The organism is Caenispirillum bisanense, from assembly GCF_900230255.1.
Classification (GTDB): Bacteria; Pseudomonadota; Alphaproteobacteria; order Rhodospirillales; family Rhodospirillaceae; genus Caenispirillum; species Caenispirillum bisanense_A.
This window is the reverse complement of record NZ_OCNJ01000001.1, coordinates 857,370-872,109: the sequence shown is the minus strand read 5'-3', so window position 1 is coordinate 872,109 and position 14,740 is coordinate 857,370. Positions and strand designations below refer to the sequence as shown.

Genomic DNA, 14,740 nt, shown 5'->3' with positions numbered 1-14,740 from the left:
AGGCTGGCGCCACCGCCCCTTCCCTTCTCCGCAGGACGCCCCACCGTGAAGGACGCCGGCACCGCCCTCCGCTCCGCCGTTCCGGCCGACCTGGACACGCTGGTGCGGCTGGAGGACGCCTGCTTCGAGGGCGACCGCATCAGCCGCCGCAGCTTCCGCCACCTGCTGACCCACGGGCACATGAGCTGCCTGATCGCCGAGGTGGAGGGCCAAGCCGCCGGCTACGCTCTGGTGCTCTATCGCGGCACCACGTCGCTGGCGCGGCTCTACTCCATCGCCGTCGATCCGGCCATGCGCGGCCACGGCCTCGCCCGGCTGCTGCTGAAGGCCGCCGAGGACGCCGCCCGTAGCGAGGGCTGCGCCGTCATGCGGCTGGAGGTGCGGCAGGACAACGCCGGCGCCATCGCGCTCTATCGCGCCGAGGGCTACCGCGAGTTCGCCGTCTACCAGCACTACTACGAGGACCTCGCCGACGCCCTGCGCATGCAGAAGGCGCTGGTGGAGCGCCCGGCGCTGCTCAACGTCGGCGTGCCGTTCTACGCCCAGACCCTGGAATTCACCTGCGGCGCCGCCTGCCTGATGATGGCCATGCAGGCGCTCGACCGCGACCGGCCCGTGTTCGACCGCACGCTGGAAATCCGCCTGTGGCGCGAGGCGACCACCATCTACATGACCTCCGGCCACGGCGGCTGCGGCCCGCACGGGCTGGCGCTGGCCGCCCGCCGGCGCGGCTATGCCGCCACCATCCACGTCTCCGACGGCGGGCCGCTGTTCCTCAACTCGGTGCGGTCGGAGAAGAAGAAGGAGGTGCTGCGCCTCGTCCACCAGGAAATGGTGGCGGAGTGCATAGAGGCGGACGTTCCCATCACCGTCAGGGCGCTCGACGTGGACGAGCTGTGCCGCCGCTACGCCGACGGCGAGATGGTGCTGGTGCTGACCAGCCAGTGGCGCATCCACGGCGAAAAAGTGCCACATTGGGTCATTATATCGGGCGTCGACGGGGACCGGATCTACGCCCACGATCCCGACGTGGACGATGCCGACGGCGCCACCTCCGGCGACTGCATGAGCGTTCCCATCCTGCGGCGGGAATTCGCCCGCGTCGCCCGCTACGGCCGCGATCGCCTGCAGGCCGCCGTGTTCATCCGCAAAATCGGGCAGGAGCCTTCTTCCGGCGCATGACCCACGAGATCATCATCCTCACCGACCGCCGCCCGGACACCTTCGACACCCTGGCCGCCCCGCTGGTGCGCAGCCCGCGCGACTACATCGCCAATGCCGAGACCTACCCCGGCAAGGCGATCCGCGTCATCAACCTGGTGCCCGACTGCTCCTACCTCGGCCTCGGCTACTATGCCTCGCTGCTGGCGGAGGCGCGCGGCCACACCGTCATCCCCTCGGTCGAGACGGTGGTGAGCCTGGAGCGCAAGTCGCTGTGGCAGCTGGCCGTGGAGGAATTCGATGCCGCCCTGAACCGGCGCATGAAGAGCCTGGGCGCGGCGGCGCCCAGTGGCCCGTTCGAGCTGTTCGTCGCCTTCGGCCAGGCCGAGGACGACCGCTTCGAGGCCTGGGGCCGCATGATCTACGACCGCTTCCGCTTCCCGCTGCTGCTGGTCGACGTCGACCGCCGCAAGGACGGCACGTGGCACGTGGCGGACCTGGAAACCATCGGCGCCAAGGACTTGTCGCTGTCGCGCGAGACCGTGTTCCAGGACCAGCTCCGGCGCATGCTCACCACCGAGTGGCGGCCGCCCAAGGCCCGCACGACGCCGCGCTACACCATGGCCATGCTGCACAACCCGGCCGACGCCCTGCCGCCGTCGGACCCGGTGGCGCTCAAGCGCTTCGTCAAGGCGGGCAAGGAACTGGGCATCGCGGTGGAGCTGGTGACCAAGGCGGACCTGCCGCGGCTGGCCGAATACGACGCCCTGTTCATCCGCGAGACCACCAACGTCAACCACCACACCTTCCGCTTCGCCCGCAAGGCCGAGGAGGAAGGCATGCCGGTGATCGACGACAGCCTGTCGATCCTGCGCTGCACCAACAAGGTCTATCTGGCCGAACTGCTGGAGGCGCGGAACATCTCCCGCCCCTATACCCGGGTGCTCGACCGCAAGCGGCTGAAGACCATCGACGCCGAGCTGGAATACCCCATGGTGCTGAAGGTGCCCGACGGGTCGTTCTCGCGCGGCGTGGTGAAGGTGAACGACCGCAAGGAACTGCTGGAGGTCGGCGGCAAGCTGCTGGAGAAGTCCGACCTCATCCTCGCCCAGGCCTTCATGCCGACGGAATACGACTGGCGCGTCGGCGTGCTGAACGGCCAGCCGCTGTATGTCTGCCAGTACCTCATGAGCACGAGCCACTGGCAGATCGTCAACCACAAGGAAGGCGGCGGGTTCGAGCAGGGCGGCTACCGCACCATTCCGGTCGACGAGGCCCCGCCCGAGGTGGTGGCGCTCGGCCTGCGGGCGGCGGGACTGATGGGCAACGGGCTCTACGGCGTCGACATCAAGCAGACGACCGACTACGGCTGCGTGGTCATCGAGGTGAACGACAACCCGAGCATCGAAAGCGACGTCGAGGACCAGGTGCTGGGCATGGACCTCTACCGCGCCGTCATGCGCGAGTTCCTGCGCCGGCTGGAGGCCGCACGGGCCTAATAGATCGCCTGGATGCCCTTGCGGTCGATCAGGTCGAGCAGGCGGCGCACGGGGCCGGACGGCTTCTTGGTGCCGGCTTCCCACTTGTGCACCGTTTCCACGGTGACTCCGAGATGGCGGGCGAACATCTGCTCGTCGTCACCACACGCCTGCCGGATCCGGCGGATGTCGGCCGGTGAGAAGGACCCCGGGATCGGGCGAATGTCGTCGTACTTGGCCATGTCCTGGTCGGAAATGAGGCCGATGTCGTGCAGGTCCTTGGCGGCCTCGTAGACGGCGTCAAGAATCGTACTTCTGGGCATGGTCGATCTCTATCAGCTTGCGTTCTTCAATGGCTTCATCCAAGTCGGCATTGCTCTGTTTCAGCACATGACCGGCATAGAGACGAAGCTTCAGAAGCTCTCGATCGTCGATGTTGTCTTTCTCGCTCTTCGCATAACCGATGACGAAGACGATACGCTCGCCCTGTCGGCACGCCAAGAGCATACGGTAGCCGCCACTCTTGCCCTGCCCGGGTCGTGCGACGCGCTTCTTATACAGACCCCCGCCGAGGTCCGCATCCACCAGACCGGCCTCGATCTCCGCCACGGCCTCCCGCAGGACGCGATCCGAAATGCCTTCGTGCCGCGCCCACCGGGCGAACGGCCTCGTCTTGAAAACCCGCATCGGCGCCGCCCCCTCCTGCGACGCCGTAGAAGATATGGCACCTTGCGCCATCCCGGCAAGGCCATTGCCACCGTCACGCGTCCCGGATCACCGCCGTTTTCCCGTGACCGGCCGCCGCGCCTGGTCTATACCCTGCCGCTCATCGCAACCGAGACAACCAGACGAGACGGAGTCGCGAGACGATGGCCACCATCTTCTCCGAGACCCTGCACAAGGGCTACGGGCAGCACATGGAAGTCGCGGGCGACATGCTGGTCAACCAGCGGTCCGAGTTCCAGCATATCCAGATCTTCGACACCGAGGCCCTCGGCCGCGTCATGACGCTCGACGGCGTCGTGCAGATCACCGAACGCGACGAAGCCTCCTACTCCGAGATGCTGAGCCACCTGCCGATGATCGAGCACGGCGCCGTCAAGCGCGTCATGATCGTCGGCGGCGGCGACGGCGCCATCGCCGAGGAATGCCTCAAGCATCCGGGCGTCGAGGTCGACATGTGCGAGATCGACGGTCAGGTGGTGCAGGCCTGCAAACAGCACTTCGCGCACGTCAACAAGGGCGCCTTCGACGACCCGCGCTTCCACCTGCACATCGAGGACGCCTTCGAGTTCCTGAAGAGCGCCGAGGCGGAAGGCCGCTACGACCTCATCATCGCCGACCGGCCCGACCCCATCGGCCCGGCCCAGGTGCTGTTCGCCACCGAGTTCTACGAGCTGCTGAAGCGCGCCCTGTCGGACCGCGGCATCGCCGTCTTCCAGAACGGCTGCCCGTTCTTCCAGAAGGACGAACTGGCCGAGACCATGAAGCAGCTGCGCGGCGTCTTCCCGCACGCCGGCACCTACCTGACGGTCACGCCGACCTACATCGGCGGCTTCATGACGCTGACCTGGGCGTCGCGCGGCACCGACCTCGGCACCCTGCCGCAGGACGAAGTGGCGCGCCGCATCGACGCCATCGGCCTCGCCACCGATCACTACAACGCCGCCCTCCACAAGGCCGCCTTCGCACTGCCGACCTGGATCGCCCGCCTGGCGGGATGAGGCCGGGTCACGTCCGCCGATCCTGATGCAAGGCTTCAGCGAGACGCCTTCTGGCAACGACTCGCCACCCGTAGAACCTCCGCCTCCTGTCGTCTCCCGACGGCCGGAGGCGGAGGGACGTCTGGTTCTCCCGCAGAATCTCGACCTCGTCGCCCGCCTCCACCACGTGAAGAAGGCGCCAGAAATGGTGCTCGGCGAAGGTGAGGGTGACACGGTGATGCATGAGCGACCTCCCGAAGATCCCCGCCATTTGATCGGGAGACAACGCGGCGGTCAATCCGCTGCAAAGAAATGCCCCGGAGCAGCGTCCGCCGCTCCGGGGCAATGTCTTTCGTCGCAGGGCACCACCCGCCTCAGGCGACCTTGCGGACCTTGTAGGAGTCGAGCCAAGTCACCTTGCCGCCGTCGTCCTCGTGGCGGATTTCCACGAAGCGGTCGGCGTGGAAGCCGTTGAAGCGGGTGCGCAGGGCGTTGGAATAGGCGCCCATGAGGCCGATCTCGATCCAGTCGCCGGTACGGATGTCGGCCGGCATGCGGTGCGGGCCGGGCATGCTGTCCACCGAATCGCAGGTCGGGCCGAACAGCTGGAAGTCGTCCCACTCCTGCCCCACCGGCTCGCCGTGGCGGCGGATCACCGAGATGGGGAAGCATGGCCCCAGGTACTTCAGCTCCGACAGGCTGCCGTAGGTGCCGTCGTTGAGGTAGACCGAGGACCCGCGGCGGAGGTCGACGCGGCAGATCACCGACAGCCCGTCCCACACCAGCGCCCGGCCCGGCTCGCACTGCAGGCGGCAGGTGCCGGGCAGGCCGATGCGCGCGATGCCGGCGCGGATCTCGTCGCAGAAGTCCTCGAAGGCGGGCTCGCTGCCGGTGTACTGGCCGGGGAAGCCGCCACCGACGTCCAGCAGGTCGATGTCGACGCCCGACTGCTTCAGGGTCTCACCCACCAGGTCCATGGCGACGCCGAAGGCGCGCACGTCGACGCACTGCGAGCCGACGTGGAAGGTCAGGCCGACCTTGGCCGCCACCGCCTTGCACTGGCGCAGCAGGCGGGCCGCCTCGTGCACCGGCGCGCCGAACTTGCCCGACAGGTCCATGAGCGCCTGGCCGCGCGGCATTTCCAGCCGCACGGCGAGCGTCAGGTCGCGAGCGCCGCGCGTGACCTCGACGATCTTCGCCAGTTCGTCCTCGTGATCGAGCACGAAGGACCGCACGCCGTGCTTGTAGTAAGCCTCGGCGATGGCGTCGGGCGCCTTGATCGGGTGCATGAAATGACACTCGGCCGCGGGCAGCTGGCTGCGCACGTTGCGGATTTCGACGATGGACGCCGTGTCGAAGTGTCGGATACCGCCCTCGTGGAGGGCCTGCAGCACCGCGGGATGGTCGTTGCACTTCACGGCGTAGAGCACATCGCCGGGAAACGCCTGCACGAACCGCAGCGCCGTCGCCCGGAGCACGTCCGAACGCACGCAATGAATGGGATCGACAGGCTGAAGGACGTCGACGACTTCCGCAGTGCAGCTATACAGCTGGCTCATTTTGACCCCTCCCCAAAACCGGTGACAGTTTCAAAGGATGATCAGAATGCCGCCGCCGCGCGAGCCGCAGTGCTTAGGCAAACATTGATCGACTTGAAAAAATTGGGTTCCGGAACAAGGCGTTATGAAAACACCTCACCCGGAACCCGATTTGTGCGCGGACCTTACACAGGAGCGGGCAGCAGGTCAAGACCCTGCGCGATGGGAGCCCGCAGACGCAGCGCGGCGGCCTTGATGGCGCTCTGCATCTTCTGGAAGGCCCGGTTCTCGATCTGGCGCACGCGCTCGCGCGACACGCCGTAGCGCTTGCCCAGGTCTTCCAGGGTCATGGGGTCGTCGACCAGGCGGCGGGCCTGGATGATTTCCCGCTCGCGGTCGTTGAGCGCCGCGAGACCCTCGCTGATGAGCTGGCGGCCGAGGGTGCGTTCCTCGAACGCCGCGTAGGTGTCTTCCTGGTTCGGGTTGTCGTCGATCAGAAGCTCCATGCGCTCCGTCTCGATCTCGCCCGACACCGGCGCGTTCAGCGAACTGTCGCGCGCCATGAGGCGCCGGTTCATGTTCACCACGTGGTCGCGGCCGACGTTCAGTTCCTCGGCGATGCGGGCGACGTCGGCCGGAGCCATGTCGCTGTCCTCGTAGAGGCCGAGCTGCGCCTTCACCTTGCGGAGGTTGTAGAACAGGCGCTTCTGGACGGCGTCGGAGCCCATCTTCACCAGCGACCACTGGCTCAGCACGTATTCGTTGATGCTGGCCTTGATCCACCACATGGCATAGGTGGCGAGGCGGAAGCCCTTCTCCGGCTCGAACTTCTGCACGGCGCGCAGCAGGCCGAGGTTGCCCTCGCTCACCAGGTCGGGCATGGGCAGGCCGTAGCGGCGGTACTGCGAGGCGATCTTGACCACCAGACGCAGGTGGCTGTTGACCATGCGGTGCGCCGCGGCCTCGTCGCCCTGCATCTTGAAGCGCATGGCGAGGTCGTATTCCTCCTGCGGCTCCAGCACGGGGTAGCGGCGGATGGATTCGACATAGGAGGTGAAGCTCATCTCCGGCGTCAGAACCGGAACGTTCTTCACGGGGACGTCGATCTCGTTGAGTTCCATAGGGACATCTCCCCTTTCGTATTCTTCAGATCCCGCTTTCGCGATGCGTGCGGTGCGGCTGGGCCGGCGCGTCTCGTAAGGCTCTGCGCGCTCAGGCCGCCGCGGTGTGGGCATTCTTCGGTGCACCGGCGGCGATGGCGATCTTCAGCGGCGCCTTGGCCTTGGGCTCTTCCCGCGCCAGGTCGATGCGCAGAAGCCCGTTCTCAAGCCGGGCGCCCGTCACCTTGACGTGCTCGGCGAGATGGAACTTGCGCAGGAAGTCGCGGGACGCGATGCCGCGGTGCAAAGTGATGGCGGCCGGCGCGCCGCCGTCCTCGCCCTTGCCGGAGGCCTTGCGGCCGGCGACGATCAGCATGCCGTCGCGCACTTCCACCAGCAGGTCGTCCGGCTCGAAGCCGGCGACGGCCAGGGTCACGGCGTAGGCGGTCTCGCCGATGGCCTCGATGTCGTAGGGCGGGTAGTTGGTTCCGCCGTCGCGGTGGCGCGCAGCCTCCATCAGGCGCGCGGCGCGGTCGAATCCGACCGTGGAGCGGAACAGAGGGGCAAGGTCTTCAATCATGTCACACATCCTCCTTCAGAGCGATGCCGACCGGCCCGCCGCCCAGGCCCCTTGCCCGATGCGTCGAACGTTTCGGTCGTGCGACCCCGGACCGCTCCCGGCGCGTCCGTCGTCGCGATGGTTCGGAAGATCCGCAAGACGTTTGTCCCGGTCTCTCCCTTGCGAGATCGCGCTGCCCTCCCCAACTCCGCCTCACGATCCCGCCGCCCAGGCTGCGGGTCGTTTCCTCTTCAGGCGCGAGCTGCGGTTCGGCGCAGGCGCGGAGCCGGACCCGCTCTGCGGCATCCGGCAGTGTCACTATATAAGCCTGCCGTCGCCGTCGTCAAGCGGAAAGAGGACTAAAACAGTCTCCTTTTCGGAGGCTGCCATGCCGGCCGCGCAAAGCGGTCGCGAACGAGGCGCACCTCCTTTCCGTTGAACTCTCGGGTCGGATGATGCCAGCCTGGGGAGCGGGGGCCGGGACCGGGTTCCGCCTCGCACCAGGGCTGCCGTCTCCGCCCTTTGGATAAGAACACACCGCCGGCCCCGAGAGTTTCCCGTTCGCATGCGCCAGATCGTCGTCCCCATCATCGCCCTGCTGTTCGGCATCGCCTTCATGATGCTCGGCAACGGCCTCATGGGCACCCTCACCTCCCTGCGCCTGGATCAGGCGGGGTCGTCCGCCACCATCGTCGGCCTGGTCATGGCCGGCTATTTCGGCGGCCTGACCATCGGCGCGCTGTTCGCCGAGCGGGTGATCCGCCGCGTCGGGCACATCCGCACCTTCGCCGCCTTCGCGTCGCTCTATTCGGGGGCGGCACTGGCCCATGCCCTGCTGCTCGATCCGTGGTTCTGGCTGGCGCTGCGCCTCATCGAGGGCTTCACCATGGCCGGCCTGTTCATCTGCGTCGAAAGCTGGCTGAACGCACGCGCCACCAACCAGACGCGCGGACAGGTGCTGTCGGCCTACATGATCACCGTCTACTTCTCGCAGTTCCTCGGCCAGTTCCTGCTGAACGTGCCCGACGAAGCGGGCTTCGTGCTGTTCGTGGTGGTGTCGATCCTGCTGTCGGTGGCGGTGGTTCCGGTGGCCATGACGACGACGCCCGGTCCCGTGCTGCCCGACGTGGTGTCCTTCAGCTTCCGCCGGCTGTGGCAGGTGTCGCCCATGGGCGTGTTCGGCACCTTCACCGGCGGCATCGTGTTCGGCGCTTCCTACGGCCTCGCCCCCGTGTTCACGCAGGGGCTCGGCTATTCGGTGCCGCAGACGGCCATCTTCGTGTCGGCGACCATCCTCGGCGGCCTCATCATCCAGTACCCCATCGGCAAGTTGTCGGACCTGCTGGATCGCCGCATGGTGCTGGCGGGCCTCTACGTCGCCTTGGTGGCGACGTCGCTGCTGGTGATCGGCGCCAGCTTCCTCGGCTTCTGGTGGGTGATGGCGGCGGCGCTGCTGTTCGGCGGCATCTCCTTCACCATCTATCCCATGGCCGTCGCCCATGCGAACGACCACCTGCAGCCCAGCGAACTGGTGGCGGCGAGCGGCGGCCTGATCCTGTCCTATTCAATCGGCGCCACCATCGGCCCCATCGTCGTGTCGCCCATCATGGACGCCGGCGGCCCCATGGCGCTGTTCGCCTGCCTGGTGGTGGTCGGCAGCGGCGCCACCGCCTTCGCCGCCTGGCGCCTGCGCGCCCGCCCCTCGGTGCCCATGGAAGAGCAGGCGCCCTTCCGGGTGGCTGCCCGCACCTCGCCCGTCGCGGCCGTGCTCGACCCGCGCGGCGAGGAGGATGCGCAGATGTCCTTCGACTTCTCGGCCGCCCCCACCACGGCCGGCGAGCCCCTGCGGGAGGCGGCGGAGTAGTCCGCCCCTCGCCGCCTAAACCAGCGGCGGCACCCGCATGGTCTCCGGCACCGGCAGCCCCATGAGCCGCAGCACCGTCGGCGCCACCGCCCGCTGGTCGGCCTCGACGTCCGGCGGCACCACCAGCGGCGGGCCGCCGGCGAGGTAGAAGGGAACCCGCGTCACCGCCGGGTAATCGCCGCCGTGGCGGCCTTCGGCGTCCATGCCGTGGTCGCTGGTGACGATCACCGCATAGCCGCGGTCGAGCCAGCCGGGAACGTGGTGGCTCAGCAGCTCGTCGCAGCCTCCCACCCTGTCCCGGTACTGCCGGCTTTCGCCGCCGTGGGCGTGGCCGGTATGGTCGATGCCCATGGGGTGGACCAGCAGGTAGTCGGGCGCCCGCCGCCGCACCAGCATCTCCGCCTGATGGAAGACCTCGCCGTCGGGGATGTCGCAATCCAGGTAGAAGCGGCCGTGGCGGATGGCGCGGTCGCCATCGTCCACCTCGCGGTGGTCGGCGGGGTCATAGGGGATGGCGCCGTTGTACAGTTCGGCGAACCAGGCGAAGGCCGCCGCCGCCGTCACCCGTCCCGCCGCCGCCGCTTCCGAGAACACGCTGGGGTGCCGGCTCGGCGCCACCACGGTATTGCCGGTGATGCCGTGTTCGGCCGGAGCGAGGCCCGTGTGGATGGTGTGGTAAAGGGACCGCGACACGCTCGGCAGGCCGCAGCGCAGGGTGCGGCGCCCCGCCTGCCCTGCCGCCACGAGGCCTTCCATGAAGCCGAGGTGCAGCCGGGCGGTGTCGTCGCGCAGGCCGTCGAGCAGCACGAGAACGATCTTGCCTTCCGTCACGTCACCTCCGCTATCCGGGAGGAAGAACAACACCAGGGAGGTTCCGCCATGTCCAGCACCGTTGCCGTTCCCCCCGCCGGAGCCACACCCGCTGCCGCTCCGCTGCAGCCGCGCGACCCCGAGTGGCGTGCCCGCGTCGAGCGCAGCTTCGGCCTGCAGGGCGCCATGCGCACCATCGGCGCCCGCATCGTGCTGCTGGAGCCCGGCCTGTGCGAACTGGCCCTGCCCTATGCCGAGGCGGTGGCCCAGCAGCAGGGCTTCTTCCACGGCGGCATCATCGGCACGCTGGGCGACTCCGCGGGCGGCTATGCCGGATACTCCATGATGAGCGCCGACTCGGAAGTCCTGACGACGGAATACAAGCTCAACCTGCTCAGCCCCGCCGTCGGCCAGTGGCTGGTGGCGCGCGGCGAGGTCGTCAAGCCCGGCCGCACCCTCACCGTCACCCGCGTCGACGTGTTCGTCGCCGAGGCCCCGCAGGAGGCGCCGCGCAAGCTCTGCGCCACCCTGCTGCAGACGCTGATCCGCGTCGACAAGCCGGCCGGGATGTAAAGTCAGGCGTCCTCGGTAACCGCTTCCGCCTCACCGGCCAGCAGACGCGCCTTGCGCTCCGGCCCCCAGCGGTAGCCGCCGGTGCCGCCGGCGGCCGGCACCACGCGATGGCACGGCACGGCGAGGGCGACGGGATTGCTCGCCACCGCCCGCGCCACCGCCCGCTGCGCCGTCGGCTTGCCGATGCGGCACGCGAGGTCGCGGTAGGTGATGGTGGCGCCGGGCGGGATCTCGCGCAACGCCTCCCACACGCGGCGCTGAAAGGCGGTGCCGCGGACGTCCACCGGCAGGCGCGGCCACGGCCGTTCCCCCGCCACATAGGCCGCCAGCGCCGCCGCCCAGTCCTGCACCGCCGCCTCGGCCTCCACCACTTCGGCCGCCGGGAACTCGGCCGCTAGATCGGCCCGCAGCGCCCCGGCGTCGTCGCCGAGCCGCACGGCGCACAGGCCCGTCTCCGTCCCCGCCACCAGCAGCGCGCCCAGGGGTGTCGGCACCACCACCACCCCGATGCGCTCCCCGGCGCCGCCGCGAGCATAGGCGCCCGGTGTCATGCCGAGGTGGGCGCCGCTGCGCTCGTAGACCCGACTGGCGGAGCCGAAGCCGGCGCCGTAGGTAGCTTCGGCGATGCTCTCGCCGGCGCGCAGGCGGTCGCGCAGGGCGGTGAGGCGCAGCGACTCCACGAACTGCGCCGGCGTACAGCCGAGCACCGCCCGGAACCGCCGGTGCAGCGTGGTGTCCGACAGGCCCTGCCCGGCCGCCACGGCGGCGACGGACAGATCGGCCGCCTCCACCCCTTCGGCGACGGCAGCGGCCAGGCGGCGGCAGACCGCCACCACGTCGGCGGCGGCCGGATCGCCCGCCGCCCGCGGCCGGCAGCGCAGGCAGGCGCGGAACCCGGCGGCTTCCGCCTCTTCGCAGGTGCCGAAGAACCGCACACGGTCCGGACGAGGCCGGCGGCTGGGGCAGCTGGGACGGCAGTAGATTCCCGTCGTGGAGACGCCGTACCAGAAAATTCCGTCGAATCTGTTGTTGCGCTGCAACACGGCAGACCAAAAATGAGGGGGGAGAGCCCCGATGTGGGCGTCCGACGGGAACGGAGGCGCGGCCATGGCGGTTGTCCCTGAGTCGTGGTGCGGTTGCAGCATGATCGTATCGCGGTGCGCAAACCGGCGGCCATCCGGTTCCTGGCGTCGAAGCAAAGGCGTCGCGGAACCGACACGCCACCTTCACTTGTCTCTTGTCAACGGCCCGGCGAGGATCGACGCATGAAATCCCACGATGCCGTTCAGGCCCTGTCCGCCCTGGCCTATGGCGCCAGGATGGACATCTTCCGCATTCTCGTGGAAGCGGGCGAGGACGGAATGCCGGCGGGGCACATCGCCGAACAGTGCGGCATGTCCGCCTCGACGCTGTCGTTCCACCTGAACCAGTTGAAGGCGGCGGGGCTGGTTTCCCACCGGCGCCTCGGACGATCGCTCATCTACAGCGCCAACCGCGCCCTGATGGACACCCTGATCGGCTACCTGGGGGAGACCTTTCACAGCGGGCCGGCCGGCGTCGCCAACCAGACGACGCCCGCCGCCCACGCAGGGACAGGAAGCATGAGCGACGCCGTCTACAACGTGCTGTTCATCGGGGCCGCCAACAGCGGTCGCAGCATCATGGCCGAGGCCATCCTGAACCGCGAAGGCCGCGGCCGCTTCCGCGGCTTCAGCGCCGGCGTCGGGCCGAGCGGCGAGGTCAGCGGCGTCGCCCAGAGCCTGCTGCACCGCATGAACTACCCCACCAGCGCCCTGCGATCCAAGCCCCTGGCCGAGTTCCGCGCCGAGGGCGCGCCGCTCATGCACTTCGCCTTCACCGTGGCAGACCTGCCCGAGACCGCCGCCCTGGGGGCGCTGCCGGGCCAGCCGCTGCGCGCCGACTGGAGCGTGCCCGACCCGCTCACCTTCGTCGGCACGGAAGCGGAGATCGGCGCGTTCTACCACGACGTCTTCCGCATGCTGCACAACCGGATCACGGTATTCACCGCCCTGCCCTTCCGCTCGCTCGACCGCCTGAGCCTGCAGCGGCGCCTGGACGCCATCGGGCGGGAACCGGCGGCGGCCGGCGTGGCCTGATACGAACGATATGGCCCTGGATGTGGCGGTGGCGCCATGGCAGCGTGAGGACGGACCGACCCTGGAGACCGCCGTCATGCCCATCACTGAAGCCGGCCCCGCCGACCTGACGGCCGTCACCGCCCTGCTGACGGCGGCCGGCCTGCCCGCCGACGACATCGCCGCCGCGGGCGTCCGCCTGTGGGTGAGCCGGGGCGCCGACGGAACCGTCGACGGCTGCGCCGGGCTCGAACGCTGCGGGACGGCCGGGCTCTTGCGCTCCGTCGCCGTCGCTCCCCACCGCCGCGGCGGCGGGCTGGGCGGACGACTGGTGGCGACGGTGGAGACGGCGGCACAGGCGAGCGGCTTGAGCCGGCTCTACCTTCTGACCACCGGCGACGCCGCGCTGTTCCTGCACCACGGCTACGCCCCCTGCGAGCGCGCCGCCGCGCCGGAGGGCATCCGCGCCACGCGGCAGTTCAGCGGGCTGTGCCCCGCCGCCGCACGATTGCTGTGGAAGCCGCTGACGGTCGCGACTGTTCAATCCTGACCGAAGGATCAACCAAGGGATACGGCGCCTATTCCAATTAACCCTCGCGCCGGCATGGTAATGCAGACACAGTGTTCCCATGAAAAAAACATAAGAGGGGCCTAGAGGAATGCAGGACGAGCGCAAGACAGTCGTCGTTGTCGAAGACAACGCTTTGAACATGAAGTTGTTCGAGCAGATCCTGCAGCAGGGCGGCTTCACCGCCATTCCGAGCTTGGACGGCCACGGCCTCGTCGAGTTGGTGCGGGGCGCGCGACCGACCTGCATCCTGATGGACATCCAGTTGCCGCACGTGTCCGGCTTCGATCTGATGAAGCAGGTGAAGGGCGAGGCGGACCTGCGCGAGACGCCCATCGTGGCGGTGACTGCCTATGCTCCCGGCCACGAGCGCAACCGCTTCCTGGACGCCGGCTTCGACGCCTTCCTGCCGAAGCCCATCTCGGTGCGCGTGCTGCTGTCGACGGTGGGGCAGTTCAGCGGCGGTGCCGTGCCGGCCTGACCGGCGGTTGATGCCCCCCCCCCGGCACAGCGCCACGCCCGGCGCGGCGACCGGGCATGACGAGTTATTGAGGTCACGGCATAATCGTCATGGCCGGACGTGATCCGGCCAGCCACGGCGCCCCCAGCGTCCGCCGTCACTCCGTCGTGTCGGGGGCCATGTCTCCGTCGCCGGCCGCTTTGGCACCAGCGGGTTTCCCACACGCCGAAGGGCCGCCCCCCGGAGAGAGAGCGGCCCCTGCGTAGGTTTGCCGAGATGGCGGTGGTGCGTCAGTCCGGCTGATGCACCGGAGCCTGCGGGTCGATGGGCTGGCGGTTGCCCTCGCCGCCGACGCGGGCGATGCCGTCCACCTGCGCCGCGAACAGCTCCGGGTAGGCGTGCCGCTGGGTGACGATCACCGTCGTCGTGTTGCGGCCGGTCTTGCCGACCAGCAGGTCGGGGCCGGACACCTGACGCGAGGCCCGCACGTCGCCGGCATCGACGTCGGCGCCCATGGCCTGGTGCATCTGGCGCACCTGCGGGCTCATGCCGGCGGCACCGGAGCCGTCCATGGGCATGGCGCCCTGCGACGCCTGGCCCTGCATGTGCTGCTGGCGCATCTGCTGCATCTGCTCGGGCGTCATACCCTGCATGTGCTGCTGCTGCATCTGCTGCGGCGTCATGTCGGTGCCGATCGCGCCGCGCTGCATGTCGTCGGCGAGGGCCGGCGCGGCGGCCGTGGCGGCCAGGGCGGCGCCGGCGAGAAGGGTGCGAAGGCGCATGGTCTCCTCCTGTGGGACACGAAAAGGTCTGTGTCCTAGAGACGCACA

At 68.9% G+C, this 14,740-nt stretch carries 16 protein-coding genes; 8 read left to right on the top strand and 8 right to left on the bottom strand.

Going from position 1 to position 14,740, the window contains the following annotated elements:
• Positions 1–45: 45 nt before the first annotated feature.
• Positions 46–1,182 (top strand): ribosomal protein S18-alanine N-acetyltransferase, encoded by a 1,137-nt coding sequence (rimI, locus tag CRP50_RS04145; protein WP_097277688.1) that lies wholly within the window; start codon positions 46–48, stop codon positions 1,180–1,182.
• Positions 1,179–2,660, top strand: a complete 1,482-nt coding sequence (locus CRP50_RS04140; RefSeq protein WP_097277687.1) for a RimK family protein — start codon at positions 1,179–1,181, stop codon at positions 2,658–2,660. Before rimI ends, CRP50_RS04140 begins: the two co-directional genes overlap by 4 nt.
• Here CRP50_RS04140 and CRP50_RS04135 read toward each other — a convergent pair.
• Both CRP50_RS04135 and CRP50_RS04130 read right to left on the bottom strand, forming a co-directional pair.
• Entirely contained in the window at positions 2,657–2,962 is a 306-nt protein-coding gene (locus CRP50_RS04135; RefSeq protein WP_097277686.1) for a helix-turn-helix domain-containing protein, read from the bottom strand. The genes CRP50_RS04140 and CRP50_RS04135 overlap by 4 nt on opposite strands.
• Positions 2,940–3,326, bottom strand: coding sequence for a type II toxin-antitoxin system RelE/ParE family toxin (locus tag CRP50_RS04130; RefSeq protein WP_097277685.1), 387 nt, complete (start codon positions 3,324–3,326; stop codon positions 2,940–2,942). Before CRP50_RS04130 ends, CRP50_RS04135 begins: the two co-directional genes overlap by 23 nt.
• A gap of 182 nt (positions 3,327–3,508) precedes the next feature.
• Here CRP50_RS04130 and speE point away from each other — a divergent pair, with 182 nt between their 5' ends.
• Positions 3,509–4,363, top strand: a complete 855-nt coding sequence (gene speE, locus CRP50_RS04125) for a polyamine aminopropyltransferase (protein ID WP_097277684.1) — start codon at positions 3,509–3,511, stop codon at positions 4,361–4,363.
• Positions 4,364–4,716: 353 nt separating this feature from the next.
• On the opposite strand, the gene CRP50_RS04115 is transcribed toward speE, so the two are convergent.
• The 3 genes from CRP50_RS04115 to CRP50_RS04105 form a co-directional block, all read right to left on the bottom strand.
• A complete protein-coding gene (locus CRP50_RS04115) occupies positions 4,717–5,901 on the bottom strand; it encodes a type III PLP-dependent enzyme (RefSeq protein WP_097277682.1) in 1,185 nt (394 codons plus the stop codon).
• 164 nt (positions 5,902–6,065) lie between these two features.
• Positions 6,066–7,001, bottom strand: a complete 936-nt coding sequence (gene rpoH, locus CRP50_RS04110; protein WP_097277681.1) for an RNA polymerase sigma factor RpoH — start codon at positions 6,999–7,001, stop codon at positions 6,066–6,068.
• A 91-nt stretch (positions 7,002–7,092) separates the two neighbouring features.
• Complete coding sequence (locus tag CRP50_RS04105; protein ID WP_217991980.1) at positions 7,093–7,560, bottom strand: Hsp20 family protein; 468 nt, start codon at positions 7,558–7,560, stop codon at positions 7,093–7,095.
• Positions 7,561–8,104: 544 nt separating this feature from the next.
• Here CRP50_RS04105 and CRP50_RS04100 point away from each other — a divergent pair.
• Positions 8,105–9,403: an MFS transporter gene (locus tag CRP50_RS04100; RefSeq protein WP_097277680.1), complete on the top strand. Its 1,299-nt coding sequence runs from the start codon at positions 8,105–8,107 to the stop codon at positions 9,401–9,403.
• A gap of 15 nt (positions 9,404–9,418) precedes the next feature.
• Here CRP50_RS04100 and CRP50_RS04095 read toward each other — a convergent pair whose 3' ends face one another.
• Complete coding sequence (locus CRP50_RS04095) at positions 9,419–10,234, bottom strand: alkaline phosphatase family protein (protein ID WP_176525015.1); 816 nt, start codon at positions 10,232–10,234, stop codon at positions 9,419–9,421.
• Between the two features lie 48 nt (positions 10,235–10,282).
• On the opposite strand from CRP50_RS04095, the gene CRP50_RS04090 reads away from it, so the two are divergent.
• A complete protein-coding gene (locus CRP50_RS04090) occupies positions 10,283–10,786 on the top strand; it encodes a PaaI family thioesterase (RefSeq protein ID WP_097277793.1) in 504 nt (167 codons plus the stop codon).
• A 2-nt stretch (positions 10,787–10,788) separates the two neighbouring features.
• Here the strand turns inward: CRP50_RS04090 and CRP50_RS04085 are convergent, their stop codons facing one another.
• Positions 10,789–11,895: a bifunctional transcriptional activator/DNA repair enzyme AdaA gene (locus tag CRP50_RS04085; protein ID WP_097277678.1), complete on the bottom strand. Its 1,107-nt coding sequence runs from the start codon at positions 11,893–11,895 to the stop codon at positions 10,789–10,791.
• Between the two features lie 156 nt (positions 11,896–12,051).
• On the opposite strand from CRP50_RS04085, the gene CRP50_RS04080 reads away from it, so the two are divergent.
• The 3 genes from CRP50_RS04080 to CRP50_RS04070 all read left to right on the top strand — a co-directional run bounded on the left by CRP50_RS04080 (position 12,052) and on the right by CRP50_RS04070 (position 13,931).
• Positions 12,052–12,903, top strand: coding sequence for a metalloregulator ArsR/SmtB family transcription factor (locus CRP50_RS04080; protein ID WP_097277677.1), 852 nt, complete (start codon positions 12,052–12,054; stop codon positions 12,901–12,903).
• A gap of 76 nt (positions 12,904–12,979) precedes the next feature.
• Positions 12,980–13,432 carry an arsenic resistance N-acetyltransferase ArsN2 gene (gene arsN2, locus CRP50_RS04075; protein WP_097277792.1) on the top strand — a complete coding sequence of 151 codons (453 nt, stop codon included), beginning with the start codon at positions 12,980–12,982 and terminating at the stop codon, positions 13,430–13,432.
• A 109-nt stretch (positions 13,433–13,541) separates the two neighbouring features.
• Complete coding sequence (locus CRP50_RS04070; protein ID WP_097277676.1) at positions 13,542–13,931, top strand: response regulator; 390 nt, start codon at positions 13,542–13,544, stop codon at positions 13,929–13,931.
• Positions 13,932–14,200: 269 nt separating this feature from the next.
• Here the strand turns inward: CRP50_RS04070 and CRP50_RS04065 are convergent, their stop codons facing one another.
• A complete protein-coding gene (locus CRP50_RS04065; protein ID WP_097277675.1) occupies positions 14,201–14,692 on the bottom strand; it encodes a hypothetical protein in 492 nt (163 codons plus the stop codon).
• Positions 14,693–14,740 lie beyond the last annotated feature (48 nt).